This window comes from Streptomyces luteosporeus, from assembly GCF_039532865.1.
GTDB classification, from domain to species: Bacteria; Actinomycetota; Actinomycetes; order Streptomycetales; family Streptomycetaceae; genus Streptomyces; species Streptomyces luteosporeus.
In genome coordinates, this window is record NZ_BAAASL010000008.1 from 194,672 (window position 1) to 209,916 (window position 15,245).

Annotated in this window: 14 protein-coding genes; 5 read left to right on the forward strand and 9 right to left on the reverse strand. The window is 73.7% G+C overall.

What is annotated here, in order from left to right:
* Positions 1–132 precede the first annotated feature (132 nt).
* From tsaE to alr, 3 genes are all read right to left on the reverse strand, one after another.
* Positions 133–651, reverse strand: a complete 519-nt coding sequence (gene tsaE, locus ABD361_RS12700; RefSeq protein ID WP_344435155.1) for a tRNA (adenosine(37)-N6)-threonylcarbamoyltransferase complex ATPase subunit type 1 TsaE — start codon at positions 649–651, stop codon at positions 133–135.
* Positions 652–732: 81 nt separating this feature from the next.
* Positions 733–1,965: an alpha/beta fold hydrolase gene (locus ABD361_RS12705; RefSeq protein WP_425583203.1), complete on the reverse strand. Its 1,233-nt coding sequence runs from the start codon at positions 1,963–1,965 to the stop codon at positions 733–735.
* Position 1,966: 1 nt separating this feature from the next.
* On the reverse strand, positions 1,967–3,184 hold the full coding sequence (gene alr, locus ABD361_RS12710; RefSeq protein WP_344435157.1) for an alanine racemase: 1,218 nt from the start codon (positions 3,182–3,184) through the stop codon (positions 1,967–1,969).
* A gap of 83 nt (positions 3,185–3,267) precedes the next feature.
* Between alr and ABD361_RS12715 the strand changes: the two genes are divergently transcribed.
* Both ABD361_RS12715 and ABD361_RS12720 read left to right on the forward strand, forming a co-directional pair.
* Positions 3,268–4,707, forward strand: a complete 1,440-nt coding sequence (locus ABD361_RS12715) for an NAD(P)H-hydrate dehydratase (protein WP_344435158.1) — start codon at positions 3,268–3,270, stop codon at positions 4,705–4,707.
* Between the two features lie 41 nt (positions 4,708–4,748).
* A complete protein-coding gene (locus ABD361_RS12720; protein ID WP_344435159.1) occupies positions 4,749–4,928 on the forward strand; it encodes a hypothetical protein in 180 nt (59 codons plus the stop codon).
* A 2-nt stretch (positions 4,929–4,930) separates the two neighbouring features.
* On the opposite strand, the gene ABD361_RS12725 is transcribed toward ABD361_RS12720, so the two are convergent.
* Positions 4,931–8,239: an NACHT domain-containing protein gene (locus ABD361_RS12725; RefSeq protein ID WP_344435160.1), complete on the reverse strand. Its 3,309-nt coding sequence runs from the start codon at positions 8,237–8,239 to the stop codon at positions 4,931–4,933.
* 87 nt (positions 8,240–8,326) lie between these two features.
* Positions 8,327–9,271 (reverse strand): MerR family transcriptional regulator, encoded by a 945-nt coding sequence (locus tag ABD361_RS12730; RefSeq protein WP_344435161.1) that lies wholly within the window; start codon positions 9,269–9,271, stop codon positions 8,327–8,329.
* A gap of 172 nt (positions 9,272–9,443) precedes the next feature.
* Between ABD361_RS12730 and ABD361_RS12735 the strand changes: the two genes are divergently transcribed.
* Positions 9,444–9,848 (forward strand): hypothetical protein, encoded by a 405-nt coding sequence (locus tag ABD361_RS12735; protein ID WP_344435162.1) that lies wholly within the window; start codon positions 9,444–9,446, stop codon positions 9,846–9,848.
* Positions 9,849–9,871: 23 nt separating this feature from the next.
* On the opposite strand, the gene ABD361_RS12740 is transcribed toward ABD361_RS12735, so the two are convergent.
* Positions 9,872–10,252, reverse strand: a complete 381-nt coding sequence (locus tag ABD361_RS12740) for a hypothetical protein (RefSeq protein WP_344435163.1) — start codon at positions 10,250–10,252, stop codon at positions 9,872–9,874.
* A 639-nt stretch (positions 10,253–10,891) separates the two neighbouring features.
* Here ABD361_RS12740 and ABD361_RS12745 point away from each other — a divergent pair.
* Complete coding sequence (locus ABD361_RS12745; RefSeq protein ID WP_344435164.1) at positions 10,892–11,416, forward strand: DUF6624 domain-containing protein; 525 nt, start codon at positions 10,892–10,894, stop codon at positions 11,414–11,416.
* Between the two features lie 8 nt (positions 11,417–11,424).
* On the opposite strand, the gene ABD361_RS12750 is transcribed toward ABD361_RS12745, so the two are convergent.
* The 3 genes from ABD361_RS12750 to ABD361_RS12760 are packed head-to-tail and all read right to left on the reverse strand — an operon-like array spanning position 11,425 to position 13,952.
* A complete protein-coding gene (locus ABD361_RS12750) occupies positions 11,425–11,793 on the reverse strand; it encodes a holo-ACP synthase (RefSeq protein WP_344435165.1) in 369 nt (122 codons plus the stop codon).
* Positions 11,790–13,643 carry a glutamine--fructose-6-phosphate transaminase (isomerizing) gene (gene glmS, locus ABD361_RS12755; RefSeq protein WP_344435166.1) on the reverse strand — a complete coding sequence of 618 codons (1,854 nt, stop codon included), beginning with the start codon at positions 13,641–13,643 and terminating at the stop codon, positions 11,790–11,792. Before glmS ends, ABD361_RS12750 begins: the two co-directional genes overlap by 4 nt.
* Before the next feature lie 24 nt (positions 13,644–13,667).
* On the reverse strand, positions 13,668–13,952 hold the full coding sequence (locus ABD361_RS12760) for a hypothetical protein (protein WP_344435167.1): 285 nt from the start codon (positions 13,950–13,952) through the stop codon (positions 13,668–13,670).
* 176 nt (positions 13,953–14,128) lie between these two features.
* On the opposite strand from ABD361_RS12760, the gene coaA reads away from it, so the two are divergent.
* Positions 14,129–15,127 carry a type I pantothenate kinase gene (gene coaA, locus ABD361_RS12765; protein WP_344435169.1) on the forward strand — a complete coding sequence of 333 codons (999 nt, stop codon included), beginning with the start codon at positions 14,129–14,131 and terminating at the stop codon, positions 15,125–15,127.
* Positions 15,128–15,245: the final 118 nt, after the last annotated feature.

The window sequence follows — 15,245 nt, forward strand, 5'->3', positions numbered from 1 at the left end:
GGGGAGCAGAGCGCGGGCACGCAGGCGTAGGTTAGGTAGACCTAACCAAGCCTCCGTACTCCATGTGACCACGCGCGGCACCACGCGCGCAACATTTTGCCGACGGCCTGTCGGAACGAAGGACGCCCCGGCTCAGGCGAGCGCGGCGAAGTCGGCGTCCGCCCAGCGCGCACCGATGCCCGTGACCGTGACCGTACGCACGTCGTCGGCCTCGTCGCCCGCGTCGAGGGCGGGGGCGTCCGCGCCCACCGCACGCTCGATCACCACGCGCAGCCGGTCCTCCGAGAGGTCCTCCACCTTGCCGTCGCCCCACTCGACGACCACGACGGACTCGGGGAGGGAGACGTCGAGGTCCAGGTCCTCCATCTCGTCCAGGCCGCCGGAGAGCCGGTAGGCGTCGACGTGCACCAGCGCCGGGCCGCCCACCAGGGACGGGTGGACGCGGGCGATGACGAACGTGGGCGACGTCACGGCACCCCGCACGCCGAGGCCCTCGCCGAGACCGCGCGTCAGCGTCGTCTTCCCGGCACCGAGCTCGCCGGAGAGCAGCACGAGGTCACCGGGGCGCAGACACGCGGCGAGGCGGCGGCCCAGGTCGCGCATGGCGTCGGCGGACTTGATCGTCAGCTGGGTGGGAGCGGCGGTGTTCATACCCGACGATGGTACGGGGTGCGCCACGACCTGCGGCGGGTGCCGCATCCGGCCCGTCCGGCGCTTGGGGACACCGCCGCGTCAGCGCCCCGTGCGGCGCGCCGCAGGGCGGCTCGCCGCAGCCGCCGCCGTCGCCGTCTGCAGCAGCGCCGCCAGGTGCGAGTCCACCAGCTCCGGCCGTTCCAGCATCACCAGGTGCCCCGCCCCGGGGACGATGACCAGTTCCGCCGCGCCCGGCAGGGCCTCCGCGATCGTCTCGCTGTGCGAGACCGGCGTGATCAGGTCCTTCTCACCCGCCAGCACCAGCACCGGGACGTCCTCGAACGCCGCCAGCGCCGCCAGCTTGTCGTGTTCGCCGAAGGCCGGGTAGAAGGCGGCGACCACGTCGACGGGCGTGGCCTCGATGAGGCGTTCCGAGAAGCGGGCGACCGCCGGGTCGACGTCCTTGGGGGAGCCGAAGGAGTAGCGCCGGATGATGCCGGCGAGCAGGTCGGCCGTGGCCCGGCGGCCCTTCTCGACGAGTTCCGTCTGCACGGACATCAGCTTGAACGCCCCCGGCAGGACCGTGCGCCGCAGGACGTTCATGCCGGCCGCCGGCAGCCCGTACGTGACGTCCAACAGCCGGCCCGAGGACGTACCGACGAAGGCCGCGCCGACGACGCGCTCGGTGATCAGTTCCGGGTACTGGGCGGCCAGGGCCATCGTCGTCATGCCGCCCATGGAGTGGCCGGCGAGGACCAGCGGCCCGTCGGGGGCCGCGGCGTCTATGACGGCCTTCAGGTCGCGGCCGAGCAGGTCGATGCTGATGGGGGTGGCGGCCGGGGCGCGCCCGGAGCGGCCGTGGCTGCGCTGGTCCCAGAAGACGGCGCGCACGCCGGCCTCGCGCAGGGCGGCGCGCTGGAAGTGCCAGGAGTCCTGGCCGAGGCAGTAGCCGTGGCTGAAGACGACGGTCAGCGGCGGCGCGGCCGGCCGGCGGCCGAGGAACCCCGCGAGGCCGCCGCGCGCCGCGGCGGCGTCCGCGGCCGGCTCGTCGACCTCGTAGTACAGCTTGGTGCCGTCCTCGGCCACCGCCGTGCCGGGGCGGCCGCGCAGGGTGCCGTACGGGCCGGTGGAGTCGAGGGCGAGGCGCGCCTTGCGGCGCATGCCGCGGCCGACGGTCAGGCGTTCGACGGCCACGCCGACCGCGGCTCCCGCGGCCAGCACCCCGACCGCCGCGCCCGCCGCACCGGCACCGCGGCGCCATGCGGCGGCGCCGATGCCGGTGACGCCGGCCTTCATCGCCCCGGTCGTGCTGCCGTCGCCGCCCTCGCTCATGTCAGGCCCCCGTATCGTCCGCGATCACGTCCGTGTCCGGACCGGTGTCCGTACCCGTGTCCGGATCCGTCTCCCCGAGGTAGACGCGGGGTACGCGTGCGGAGATGCGGGTGACGACTTCATAGGCGATGGTTCCGGTCGCCCGGGCCCAGTCCTCGGCGGTCGGTTCTCCCCGGTCGCCGGGGCCGAAAAGCACCGCTTCGTCCCCTGGTGCGGCACTGTCGCCGCCCAGATCGACGACGAACTGGTCCATGGCCACGCGCCCCGCGACCGTGCGCCACTTGCCTCCCACCAGCACCGGACCGGTGCCGGAGCCCGCGCGCGGGATGCCGTCCGCATATCCGACCGGAACCAGCGCCAGCGTCGTCTCGCCCGGCGTGGTGTACGTCAGCCCGTACGACACCCCGTGCCCGCCCGGCACCCGCTTGACCGAGGCGAGGGACGCCGACAGCGTCATGATCGGCCGCAGGCCCAGCTCCTCGGGGCTGCCCACCTCCGGGCTCGGCGAGATCCCGTACATGGCCACGCCGGTACGGACGAGGTCGAAGTGCGCCTCGGGGAGCGTGAGGGTGGCCGGCGAGTTCGCGATGTGCCGCACCTCCGGGTCCAGGCCCTGGGCGCGCGCGTAGGCGACCGCGTCCGTGAAGACGCGCAGCTGCGCCTCGATCGAGGGGTGGCCCGGCTCGTCGGCGCACGCGAAGTGCGACCAGATGCCGGTGACCTTCACCAGGCCCGCGCCCTCGGCGGCACGCGACGCCGCAACCAGGGCCTCCCAGTCGCCTGGCTGGCAGCCGTTGCGGCCCAGACCCGTGTCGATCTTGAGCTGGACGCGGGCCGTCAGCCCGGTGCCGGCGATCGCCGCCGTCAGCTCCTCCAGCGCCCACAGGCCGCTGACCGAGACGTCGATGTCCGCCTCCACGGCCTCCCGCCACGGGTCGCCGGGCGTCCACAGCCAGCACATCAGCCGGCCGGTGTCGCCCGCGGCGCGCAGCGCCAGCGCCTCGTGCGGCGTGGCCGTACCCACCCACCGGGCACCGGCCTGCCGGGCGGCACGCGCACACGGCACGGCGCCGTGCCCGTACGCGTTCGCCTTCACGACGGCCATCAGCTGCGCCCGGGGGGCGCGGGCACGCAGGGCACGGACGTTCGCCCGCAGGGCGGCCAGGTCGACCACTGCCCGGGCGCGCGGAGCCTTCGGAGCCTTCGGTGTATCACTCATCGCAGCCAGTCTCTCAGGATGCTTCCGCTCGGTCCCACCCCTGGGTGGTGTCGCCGACGGGGCGCAGGGGGAGGCTGTGCCCCATGAGGACTGGCTACAGCGTGGAGACCGTACGGGCCGCCGAGCGCGCGCTCATGGCCGAACTGCCCGAGGGCACCCTGATGCAGCGCGCCGCCGCCGGGCTCGCCGCGGCCTGCGCGGACCTCCTCGGGCGGGTGTACGGCGCACGCGTCGCGCTCCTCGTCGGCAGCGGCGACAACGGCGGCGACGCGCTGTACGCCGGGGCCCGGCTGGCCCGGCGCGGCGCGGGCGTCACCGCGGTGCTCCTCGCCCCCGACCGGGCCCACACCGGCGGCCTGCGCGCCCTGCGCGCGGCCGGCGGACGGGCCGTGACCGGCGCGCAGGGGGGCGTACGGGCGGTCGAGCGCGCCGACCTCGTCGTCGACGGCATCGTCGGCATCGGCGGCAAGGGCGGCCTGCGGCCCGAGGCGCAGGAGCTCGTCCGCGCCGCCGAAGGCGCCCTCGTCGTCGCCGTCGACCTGCCCAGCGGCATCGACGCCGACACGGGAGAAGTGCGGGGCGCGGCGGTGCGGGCGGACGCGACCGTCACCTTCGGCACGTACAAGCCCGGGCTGCTGGTCGACCCCGCACGCGAGCACGCCGGAGCCCTGCGGCTCGTCGATATCGGGCTCGGACCGTGGCTGCCCGCCGCACCCGACATCGAAGCGCTCCAGCACGCCGACGTGGCCGGCCTGCTGCCGCGGCCGGAAGCGGAGAGCGACAAATACCGGCGCGGCGTCGTCGGCATCGTGGCCGGCTCCGCCCGCTACCCGGGCGCCGCCGTCCTCGCCGTGGCCGGCGCCCTCGCCGGCGGCGCGGGCGCCGTGCGCTACGCCGGCCCGGCGGCCGACGCGGTCATCGCCCGCTTCCCCGAGACGCTCGTGACCACCGGCCCCCCGTCCAAGGCCGGACGCGTCCAGGCCTGGGTCGTCGGCCCCGGCCTCGGCGACGGCGCCGAGGCGGAGCGCGCGCTCGCGGACGTCCTGGAATCCGACGTCCCCGCCCTCGTCGACGCGGACGGCCTCCGCCTCCTCGACCCCGCGACGGTGCGCGCCCGCACGGCCGAAACCGTCCTCACCCCGCACGCCGGCGAGGCGGCGGCCCTGCTCGGCCTCGCACGCGAGGAAGTCGAATCGGCCCGCGTCGAGGCGGTACGCGCCCTGGCCGCCCGCTTCGGCGTGACGGCCCTGCTCAAGGGCTCGACGACGCTGGTGGCAACCCCCGCCACCCCCCTGCGGGTCAACCCGACCGGCACCCCGTGGCTCGCCACGGCGGGCAGCGGCGACGTCCTCTCGGGCCTGACAGGCTCGCTCCTGGCAACGGGCCTGCCCGGCCGCGACGCGGCGTCGGTGGGCGCATACCTCCACGGCCTGGCGGCCCGCAGGCTGGGGGCGGCGCCGATCACGTCCGTGGCGGTGGCGGAGCGCCTGCGCGAGGTGTGGCGGGACGTCTCGAACGGGTGACGCGGGGGCCGGCCGGGCGCCGGCTCCCCTACGCTCGCCCCGTGACCGACCCCGCTCCCCTCACCCCCGCCGATCTCGCCGCCCGAGCCGAGCACGCCCGCCGCCTCCTGCACGCCTGGAACGGGTACGACCCGAGCCCGGCCGAGCGGGCACGGCTGGACGCGGAGATCGACCGGCGCATGGCGGAGGCACGGCGGATGCCTGGGCAGGCGAGCGGCTGACGTCAGCGCTCCGCCACCGGCCTCCGGCTCTCCCGCAGGGAGACGGTCGAGCCCTCCGGGAGGGCGTCGGCACCGACAACGGAGCCGGAGTAGAAGACCGTCACGTCGAGAGGGCGCCCCAGGTCGCCCAGGGGCGTCAGGTCGACCGACCCGGTGCTCTCGTACCCCGTGGCGATGATCAGTCGTTCCAGACCCGGGTACACGCTGGGCAGATGGTCCAACCCGCCGCCATGGCGGAAGCTCGTCAGGTTCAGGTACTTCACCGTCGGCAGGGGCTCCTCGCCAGGCAGCACGTGCAGGTCATTCCCGACGATGTTCAGCCAGGTGAGGTGGGGCAACGTGCTGAGGCCGAGCTCCTCCCTGGACACACCGCCGCTGTAGTACGTGACGCTTTCGAGAGCCGGGTGATGGTGCACGGCCGAGAGGTCCACCCCCTGGGCCCGGCCGGCGCCCACCTCGAGCCTCCGCAATCCCGAGGGCAGAACGAGCGGTTTGGGCGGCCCCTGGCGGGGTTTGACGAAGCTCACGAACAGCGTCAGGTACTGAAGCCGGGTCATGCCGGCGACGGCTTCCAGTTCCTCCGGCGGGTCTTCCGAGCGGAGTTGGAGTTCTTCCAGGTGTTCGCTGTTCAGCTCGCCCAGGTGCGAAATCGCTCTGCTCAAGATGCAGAGTCCCCGCAGTGGCGGCCGCGCGGACAGGGCGCGCACGTCGAAGGTCTCCAGGATGCCCTGCAGGCTCAGATGCCGCAGCCCCGGCGTGAACAGCAGGTCCAGTTGCTCGTCCGACGGACGTCCCCGGAACTCCACTCGCGGTCTGCCGCCCATGCGCGCCAGCGCCTCAAGGTGCGCCGTCGTCTTCGCGGTGAAGCGGAGCTCAGAACCGGCCTCGTCCGTGTACGGGATCAGGCTGACCACCGCGTCCGCGTAGTGCCGCGTATCGAAGCGGTCCCACGACCACACCAACTGCGCCCGTACCTGCTGGTGCGGATGCGCCGCGTACCGCGCCAGCAGCGGGATCGCCCTGTCGTCGCCGATCGTCGTCGCCGTCACCACCACCGCGTGGGCCACCTCGTCCGGCAGGCCCTCCGGGCCGGGGAGGAGGTCCAGGACGACGTCGCCCGCCTCGGCCAGGGCCTTCGCCGATTCGACGTCCCGGGGTGGGATCAGTGCTGACGCCGCGCGTTCCACGCGCTCGCGGACCGCCGGGTCGACCTCCGTCGCGTGTTCCAGGCAGGCCGCCGCCAGCAGGTGCAGCCGGTGGCGGTTCGCGTCCTCCTTTTCGCCGCGTTCCAGGAGCATGCCCAGCAGTTCCGCCCGCGCTCGCGGGGGCGCGTGGCCTACTGCCATGCGCAAGACGTCCTCCCATTGGGCGTCGTGCGCGTTGTTGACGAGGAGGTCGAAGTCCCAGTCGTCGACGGCGGCCCGGGCGCCCAGGTAGTCCTGGAAGGTGCGGTGGATGAAGTCGAGGGTCTCGCTCGTGGGGCGGCGCAGGAGGCCGCTGCGGACGACGAGGTGGCGCAGGATGTCCTCGGCTCCGCCGAGGGTGGCGACGGCCGGCATGGCGGGGAGGGCGCGTTCGAGGATTTCGACGGCCTTGTGCCATTCGATCTCGGAGCGGCCGTTGCGGACGAGCCAGTAGGCGATCTTCTGCAGGAGAGCGGTCTGGGCCTGTTCGAGTTCGGGGCCTTCGAGGCCGGCGACGATGTCGCGTTCGCGGTCGCGGCGGATGAGGAGCAGGTCGAGGGCGGCGCGGTAGAGCTCCATGCGGCCGTGGGGGAGGTAGCCGCGGCGGGCGCGGTTGAGGGCGCAGATCAGGGCGCACATGAGGGGGTTGGTGGCGAGCCGGCCGAGGTCGCGGGTGGCGACGACGGCGGCGGAGAGGGTGTCGCGGAAGGCGCGCAGGCGTTCGTCGTGCCGGGCGCCTGCGGCTTCGTGCCAGCGGTCGATGAAGGCGAGGACGTCGCCGCGGCTCATGGGCAGCAGTTCGAGTTCGGTGAAGCCGGATTCGGTGAGCCATCCTTCGCGGACGGCGGAGGGCCGGGTGGTGATGACGTAGCGGGCGTCGGGGTAGGCGGCGAGGAGGTCCTTGAGCCAGGTCAGGGTGCGGCGGCGGTCGGCCTCGGGGACTTCGTCGACGCCGTCGACGAGCAGGAGGGCGGTGCCCTCGGTGAGGCGGCGGGTGACCCAGCCGCGGGCGGCGGGCAGCCCGGCGAGGGGGCCGGCTGCGGCGGCGAGGAATTCCTCCGGCTGGGGCAGTGCCCCGCGCCGGATGAGGGTGCGCAGGGGGAGGGTGAGGGGGAGGCATCCGCTGAGGTGGCCGAGGGCGGGTGGGAGGTCGCCGCGTGCGGTGGTGGTGGCGAGCCATTGCAGGAGTGTGGTCTTGCCGGAGCCGGCGACGCCGCGCAGCAGGACGCGGTTGCGGCCGGCCAGTGCGTCTTCGGCGCGTTGGGGCGAGGGCAGGGCGCGGGCGGCGTCGACGGACGTGCCGTCCTGGCCGGTGCCGGTGAGTTCGAGGCTGAGGTAGGCGGTGTCCAGGGGCCAGGTCTCGCCGTCGCCGTCGGTGAGGGTGAGGCCGATGATGGTGAGTTCGCCGGACTTGCCGATGACGTACTCGCGTAACCGGCGCTCGAATTCCTCGACTTCGCGCTGCTGCCGGGAGGCGAGGGAGCGCGATTGCGGCCGGTCGCCGGCGAGGACGCATTCCTGCAGGAAGCGGAAGTCCTGCCACAGGGTTTCCGAGGGGGTGACGGTCAGGCGGCCGTGGGCCCATCCGCCGGGGTCGGCGTGGACGACGCCGGCGAGCAGGCCGCCCACGAAGACGGCGGCCCCCGACATGCCCGCCCAGGGCGAGGTGCCGTCGCCGGGGGCGGCCGGTGCGCCGTGCTCGCAGTCGAGGACGTACCGGCCGCCGAGCAGGTTGCTGCCGGGCTTGAGGGTGCCGACGACCTGCTCGCTGTCGAGTTCGCCGGCGGGGTCGCGCTGGACGTGGGGGTAGCCGATGGCGTGTGCGCCCGGCCAGGCCCGCAGGTCGTAGGCGCGCCCCCACGTCAACGGCTCGAAGTGCTCGGCGACCTCCTCGGGCACGAGGTCCCGGTCGGCGACGAGCAGGGCGACGTCGCAGCGGCGGTTGTCGTCGCGTGCCCAGGCCACCCGGCAGCGCACCTTGCCGGTGCCGCCGGGGACGATCACCGCCGGTTCGGTGCAGTCGGCGACGACGTGGGCCGCGGTGAGCACGGCTCTCGGTGTCAGCAGGTACCCGCTGCCTTGGCTGCTGCCGAGCACCGCCGCGATGCGTTCCCTTGCCGGGTGCACTCCCCCGCCCCCTTCGCCTGTGCCGTACCGCCCGCCGGGCTCGAGGTGACGATACGGCAGCGGGGCGAGGGGGGAAGGGGCAACGGCTCAGGCGGTGCGGGACGCCCGTACCGCCGCGGTCAGCCAGTCGACGGCCGGGCCCATGTCCGGGGCGGGCCAGCCGTTGATGACGGAGATCAGGCGCCAGTAGTGCTCGTAGCGGGAGTCCCTGGCGACGTCGAGGCGCTGCAGCAGCCAGGCGCGGAACTCCGGCCCGTCGCTGCGGCCGCTGAGTTCGGCGCACTGCCGCACGAGCTCGTCGACGACGGGGCGGGCGGCCTGCGACTGCGGTGCGATGCCGGCGGCGCGGGCGTCGGCGGTCCGCTGCCGGATCAGCTCGGCGAGCCGCTCGGCCTCGGAGGGGGCGGGCCGGTCGACGTCCTTCAGGGCCTCGATCTGGTCGATGGCGGCCTTGCGCATGCCGGCGCGGAAGTCGTCGTCCTGGACGAGCTCGGCCAGTTCGACCCAGGCGTCGAGCTGGGCCTGCGTGGGGTCGTCCGGCAGGTCGGGCATGGCGCCGCGCATCGTGGCGAGGAAGCCGGGGTCGACGTCGAGGCCCTGGAAGGCGCTGTCGATGAAGGTGGTGACCAGGTGGCGGCGTTCCCGGTCGGACAGGGTGGCGAGCTTGTGCATGAGTTCCATCTCCTCCGGTGTGGACCCGCGTCCGGCCACCGCGCGCAGGACGGCCCGGCGCAGCCGCAGCGTGCGAATCTGCGTCTCCAGGGCCTCGGCGTGCACCGCGGCGACCTCGGCGACGGTGACCTCGCGCTCCAGTACTTGCCGGATGGTGGCGAGGCCGACCCCGAGGTCGCGCAGGGTCCGCACGAGGCCGAGCCGGGCCAGGGCGTCCTGCCCGTAGCGGCGGTAGCCGGCGGGCGTACGGTCGGCCGGCGGCACCACGCCCGCATCGGACCAGAACCGGATGGTCTTGACCGTCAGGCCGGTCATCCGGGCGAGTTCGCCGATGGAGTACAGGGGGGTGTCGTCGTCCATGTCCGCCACCTTGGGGTCTCCCGTCGCTGGAGGGTCAAACGCAGCCGGTGGGGCCGTGCAGGTGAATGTGGTGTGCAGGCGTTCGGCTGTCCGTGGGTTGCCCGGACCGCGGGCGGCAACCGCAGGACCATACGTCCGGGACCAGCAGGCCGACCGGGCGAGGAGCGGTGTCGTGAAGAGAGTCGTGCGGGCGGTGACGTTCGCCGGGACATGTGGTCTGGCGCTGTTCGGCACCGGTGACGGGGACGCGCAGGCGCAGACGGCCCCGGGCGGCGGCTCGCTGCTGGCCGCCGTGGTCGGCGCGGACCTCGGCACCGTGACGGGCATGGTCTCCGGGGTCGTCTGCGACAACCGCCTGGCCGACTACCACTACCAGTCGCCGGTGACCTATGCGCCGCACCCTTGTATCAACGGTCCGGTCGACAGCGGGAACAGCAGCAACAGCAACAACTTCCTCAACCACGGCAACCCGGTGGACAGCGGCAACATCGAGACCGCGGCGGGCTCGACCAACAGCCTCAACACCGCCAAGGGGTCGATGAACAACAGCGAGAACGACATCGTCGGACCGCGGTAGGCCGTACGCGCGCGCCGCGGGCCTCAGAAGCGCATGTCGCCGCCCCCGTCGAGGCTCTGCTGCTCGTTGGAGCTGCCCGCGGCGGCACCCGTACCGGTCGAGCCGGAGTTCACGGAACCGGCGTTGTTGGTGGGGCTTCCGCTGCTGCTGGGATTCCCGTTCAGCCGGACGTTCTGTGTGTTGCTGGAGTTGCCGCTGTTGACCGGGCCGTTGACGCACGTCCGGGCACGGCCCTCGCACGTGAAGCCGGCGCGGAAGATGATGCGCGTGTCGCCGTCGGCGCCGAACGGCCCGCCGCCGCCCCGGGCCGCGGCGGGCGACGCCCCGGCCCCGACCCCGGCTCCGGCCAGCAGCAGGCCGAGGACGCCGGTGCCCACCGTCTTCATGCGACTGGTTGTCTTCACTGTGCGGTCCTGTCCCTCGCGGCCGGCAACCCCCGCGGACTTGCTACCGGCAGCGCCCCCACCGGCCAAGCCCGCCGGACGCCCGGCCCGCCACGTTCACCCTCTTCGACCACCGGTTTTCACCGTGACGGCCCCTGGCAGGGGGCGGGCGCGGCCCCTGCCGGCTCCGCCGAAAAGGGCTCGGTCTCGGTCACGGCGGCGAGGTCGCCGTCGGACCGCGCTTCCGGGCGCTGGAGGCGGCCTGCCTCGCGGGGCAGCGCCCCGTCAGGGGCGCGGGGAACTGCGCGATCGGCCACCGACGGCCCGCAGTCGAAACGCCACCTCGGGGCCCGGGCGCAGCCCGGCACTTCATCTGCGGGCGCGTCGTGGCTTGTCGCGCAGTTCCCCGCGCCCCTGACGGGGCGCCGTGGTGCCGCGCGACGGAGACCGGCCGGGCACACCCCAGGGGTCCTGTGGGCCGGCGTCCGCTGCGACGCCTTGGTGGCGGCGGGCCGCGAGATCGCCCGCGGCGAGCGGGCACGGGCAGCCGTGAAGCCGTGGCTTCGGTGGCGGTAGATCCATTATCGGAGCGGCGGCCGCCCCCTGTCACCCTCCCCGCGAATGATCTCGGGGCCGGATCGCGCGCCTAGCGTTGAGCGCATGACCTCCCCCGAACACGCCGCCCTGGCGCAAGAACTGACCACCATGGCCGCCGCCGACCACGCCGCCGCACGGCACGGTTACAGCGACGACCCGGCCGAGCAGCTGGCCTGGCGGCGCCTGACCGCGCGGCACGGCGACCGGCTCGCCGGGATCATGGAGGAGTACGGCTGGCCGACGGCGCAGGCCGTCGGCGAGGACGCGGCCCGGGCCGCCTGGCTGATCGCCCAGCACGCCGACCGGCAGCTCGACGTCCAGCGCCGGGCCCTCGCCCTGCTGGAGCAGGCCGTGGCGGCGGGGACGGCGGGCCCGGACGGCCCCCGCCAACTCGCCTTCCTGCGCGACCGCGTACTCGTCAACGAGGGGCGCAAGCAGATCTACGGCACCCAGATTGCGGGCGTGAAGGACGGCGCCCCGGTGCCGTGGCCCTGTGAGGCACCGGAGCGGATGGACGCCCTGCGGGCGCAGGCGGGCATCGAGCCGTACGCCGAGTACGTGGCGAAGCACGCCCCGCCCGCGGTCTGACGCGGCCCCTAGCCCTCCGCGATCACCACCGCCGAGGCCACGCCCGCGTCGTGGCTGAGGGAGAGGTGCCAGGAGCGGATGCCGAGGGCCTCGGCGGCGGCGGCCACCGTGCCGGTGACGACGAGGCCGGGGCGGCCGCGGTCGTCGGTGGTGACCTCCGCGTCCGTCCACAGCAGCCCCGGCGGCGCGCCCAGCGCCTTGGCCAGCGCTTCCTTGGCGGCGAAGCGGGCCGCCAAGGAGGCGATGCCGCGCCGTTCGCCGCTCGGCAGGTACCGCTCGCGTTCGACGAAGAGGCGGTCGGCCATGCCGGGCGTACGCTGCAGGGCCGCGTCGAAGCGCTCGATCTCGGCGACGTCGATGCCGACTCCGACGATCACTCGACCGTCACCGACTTGGCAAGGTTGCGCGGCTGGTCGACCTCGTTGCCGCGGGCCGTGGCGAGTTCGCAGGCGAAGACCTGCAGGGGCACGGTGGCGACGAGGGGCTGCAGGAGCACGGGCGTGGGCGGGATCTCCACGAGGTGGTCGGCGTAGGGGCGTACGGCCTCGTCGCCGCGCTCGGCGATGACGATGGTGCGGGCGCCGCGGGCGCGGATCTCCTGGATGTTGGAGACGATCTTGTCGTGGAGGACGGAGCGTCCGCGCGGCGAGGGGACGACCACGACGACCGGCACGTCCTTCTCGATGAGCGCGATCGGGCCGTGCTTGAGCTCGCCCGCCGCGAAGCCCTCGGCGTGCATGTACGCCAGCTCCTTGAGCTTGAGCGCGCCTTCCAGGGCCACCGGGTAGCCGACGTGGCGGCCGAGGAAGAGGACGGTGTTCTTGTCGGCCAGGGAGCGGGCGAGCTCGCGCACCGGCTCCATGGTCTCCAGGACCTCCTCCACCTCCTGCGCGATCTCGGAGAGCTCGCGGATGACGGAGCGGATCTCGTCGCCCCACTTGGTGCCGCGCACCTGCCCCAGGTAGAGCGCCACCAGGTAGCAGGCGACCAGCTGGGTGAGGAACGCCTTGGTGGAGGCGACGGCGACCTCCGGCCCGGCGTGGGTGTACAGGACGGCGTCGGACTCCCGGGGGATGGTGGAGCCGTTGGTGTTGCAGATGGCCAGCACCTTGGCGCCCTGCTCGCGGGCGTGCCGCAGGGCCATCAGGGTGTCCATGGTCTCGCCGGACTGGCTGATGGCGACGACGAGGGTGCGCTGGTCGAGGATCGGGTCGCGGTAGCGGAACTCGCTGGCGAGCTCGGTCTCGCACGGGATGCGGGTCCAGTGCTCGATGGCGTACTTGGCGATCAGCCCCGCGTGGTAGGCCGTGCCGCAGGCGACGATGACGACCTTGTCGACCTCGCGCAGCACGGAGTCGGGGATGCGGACCTCGTCGAGGGTGAGCGAGCCGGCGGCGTCGATGCGGCCGAGGAGGGTGTCGGCGACGGCGCGCGGCTGCTCGGCGATCTCCTTGAGCATGAAGTAGTCGTAGCCGCCCTTCTCGGCGGCGGAGGCGTCCCAGTCGACGTGGTAGGCGCGCACGGCGTCGTCGGCCGCGTTGCCGTCGAAGTCGGTGACGCTCACGCCGTCGCGGCGCAGCTCGACGACCTGGTCCTGGCCGAGTTCGATGGCCTCGCGGGTGTGGGCGATGAAGGCGGAGACGTCGGAGGCGAGGAAGTTCTCGCCGTCGCCGACGCCGACGACGAGGGGGGAGTTGCGGCGGGCGCCGACGACGACCTCGGGGTCGTCGGCGTGCACGGCGACGAGGGTGAAGGCGCCTTCGAGGCGGCGGCAGACCTGGCGCATGGCCTCGGCGAGGTCGCCGCAGGAGGAGAAGGCCTCGGAGACCAGGTGGGAGACGACCTCGGTGTCGGTCTCGGACTGCAGGCGGTGGCCGCGGTCGGTGAGTTCGGCGCGCAGCTCGGCGAAGTTCTCGATGATGCCGTTGTGGACGACGGCGACGCGGCCGGGGTTGTCGAGGTGGGGGTGGGCGTTGGCGTCGGTGGGCCCGCCGTGGGTGGCCCAGCGGGTGTGGCCGATGCCGGTGGAGCCGGAGGGCAGGGGCCGGTCGGCCAGTTCCTTCTCCAGGTTGGCGAGCTTGCCGGCCTTCTTCGCGGCGGCGAGCCCGCCGTCGGCCAGGACCGCCACGCCGGCCGAGTCGTAGCCGCGGTACTCCAGCCGCCGCAGCCCTGCCAATACGACGTCGAGGGCGCACTGCCCTCCCACATAACCAACGATTCCGCACATGGACTGCAGCGTACGACTCCGGGGTCAACGCCCGCGGTCGATCCGGTCGATGGCGTCCTGCACCATCTCCAGGTACTCGACCTCCTCGCAGCGCGGTTTGCTGCCGAGAACGTAGGCGTCGAGGCAGTCGGAGAGGTCCTGGCCGATGTCCTCGTCCGGCAGTTCGACGGCGAGGTCGCCGCGCACGCGGTCGGCGAAGGCGGCGCGGGCGGCCGGCGTCCCGGAGCTCCTGCGGCGGGCGCGTACGAACCGGAGCACGCCGCTGCAGGCACGGCGGACGCGGCGGGCGGCGAGGCGGAGGACGAACAACGCGACCCCTGGTGCGACAGGTGGGGCAGGAAGCGGGCGGACGCTATTGCGGACTGCCGGGTAAGTACAGAGCCCGGACGAAACTTCACCCACAGGCATCACTCAGTTCACTTGCGTCACGGCGGAAACGGCCACCCGGGCGTGAACCCCGCCCCGCGGACGCGCACAATGGGCCCGTGCCCATCACCACCGAGCAGCCGCAGCAACGACGCCGCGGCGGTGACTCCCCCGCGCAGCAGTCCTCGCCCTTCGTGGACCTGACCAGGGCGCAGTGGAGCGCCCTGCGCGAGAACACGCCGCTGCCGCTGACCGCGGCGGAGGTCGAGCGGCTGCGCGGGCTCGGCGACGTGATCGACCTGGACGAGGTCCGCGACATCTACCTGCCGCTGTCGCGGCTGCTGAACCTGTACGTGGGGGCCACGGGCAGCCTGCGCGGCGCCCTGAACACGTTCCTGGGCGAGAAGGGCGCGCAACGCGGCACGCCGTTCGTCATAGGCGTGGCCGGCAGCGTGGCGGTGGGCAAGTCGACCACGGCCCGGCTGCTGCGGGAGCTGCTGGCCCGCTGGCCCGAGCACCCCCGCGTGGAGCTGGTCACCACGGACGGCTTCCTGCTGCCGAACGCCGAGCTGCACCGGCGCGGGCTGATGTCGCGGAAAGGTTTCCCCGAGTCGTACGACCGCCGGGCCCTGACGCGCTTCGTCGCGGATGTGAAGGCCGGCAAGGACGAGGTCAGCGCGCCGGTCTACTCCCACCTCACGTACGACATCGTCCCCGGCGAGCGGCTGACCGTGCACCGGCCCGACATCCTGATCGTCGAGGGCCTGAACGTGCTGCAGCCCGCCCAGCCCGGCAAGGACGGCCGCACGCGGGTGAGCCTCGGCGACTACTTCGACTTCAGCGTGTACGTCGACGCGCGGGCCGAGGACATCGAGCGGTGGTACTACGAGCGGTTCAAGAAGCTGCGGGCGACGGCCTTCCAGGACCCGAACTCCTACTTCCGCCGGTACACGCAGGTGTCGGAGGAGGAGGCCCTGGACTACGCCCGCCGCAACTGGCGCACCATCAACAAGCCGAACCTGCTGGAGAACGTGGCCCCGACGCGCGGCCGCTCCAACCTCATCCTCCGGAAGGGCGCGGACCACAAGGTCCAGCGGCTGTCCCTGCGGAAGCTGTAGCGCCCCGTCAAGGGCGCGGGGCGGTATCGATCTGCGGCTGCCGCCGCGGGCTTGGCACGTCGACTGCGGGCCGTCGGTGGCAGATCGCGCCCACGCGGCGGCAGCCGCAAATCGACAC

Bases quoted from the DNA above. Each gene is read 5' to 3' on its own strand.
- tsaE (WP_344435155.1), bottom strand. From the start codon at position 651: ATGAACACCGCCGCTCCCACCCAGCTGACGATCAAGTCCGCCGACGCC.
- ABD361_RS12705 (WP_425583203.1), bottom strand. From the start codon at position 1,965: ATGAGCGAGGGCGGCGACGGCAGCACGACCGGGGCGATGAAGGCCGGC.
- alr (WP_344435157.1), bottom strand. From the start codon at position 3,184: ATGAGTGATACACCGAAGGCTCCGAAGGCTCCGCGCGCCCGGGCAGTG.
- ABD361_RS12715 (WP_344435158.1), top strand. From the start codon at position 3,268: ATGAGGACTGGCTACAGCGTGGAGACCGTACGGGCCGCCGAGCGCGCG.
- ABD361_RS12730 (WP_344435161.1), bottom strand. From the start codon at position 9,271: ATGGACGACGACACCCCCCTGTACTCCATCGGCGAACTCGCCCGGATG.
- ABD361_RS12745 (WP_344435164.1), top strand. From the start codon at position 10,892: ATGACCTCCCCCGAACACGCCGCCCTGGCGCAAGAACTGACCACCATG.
- glmS (WP_344435166.1), bottom strand. From the start codon at position 13,643: ATGTGCGGAATCGTTGGTTATGTGGGAGGGCAGTGCGCCCTCGACGTC.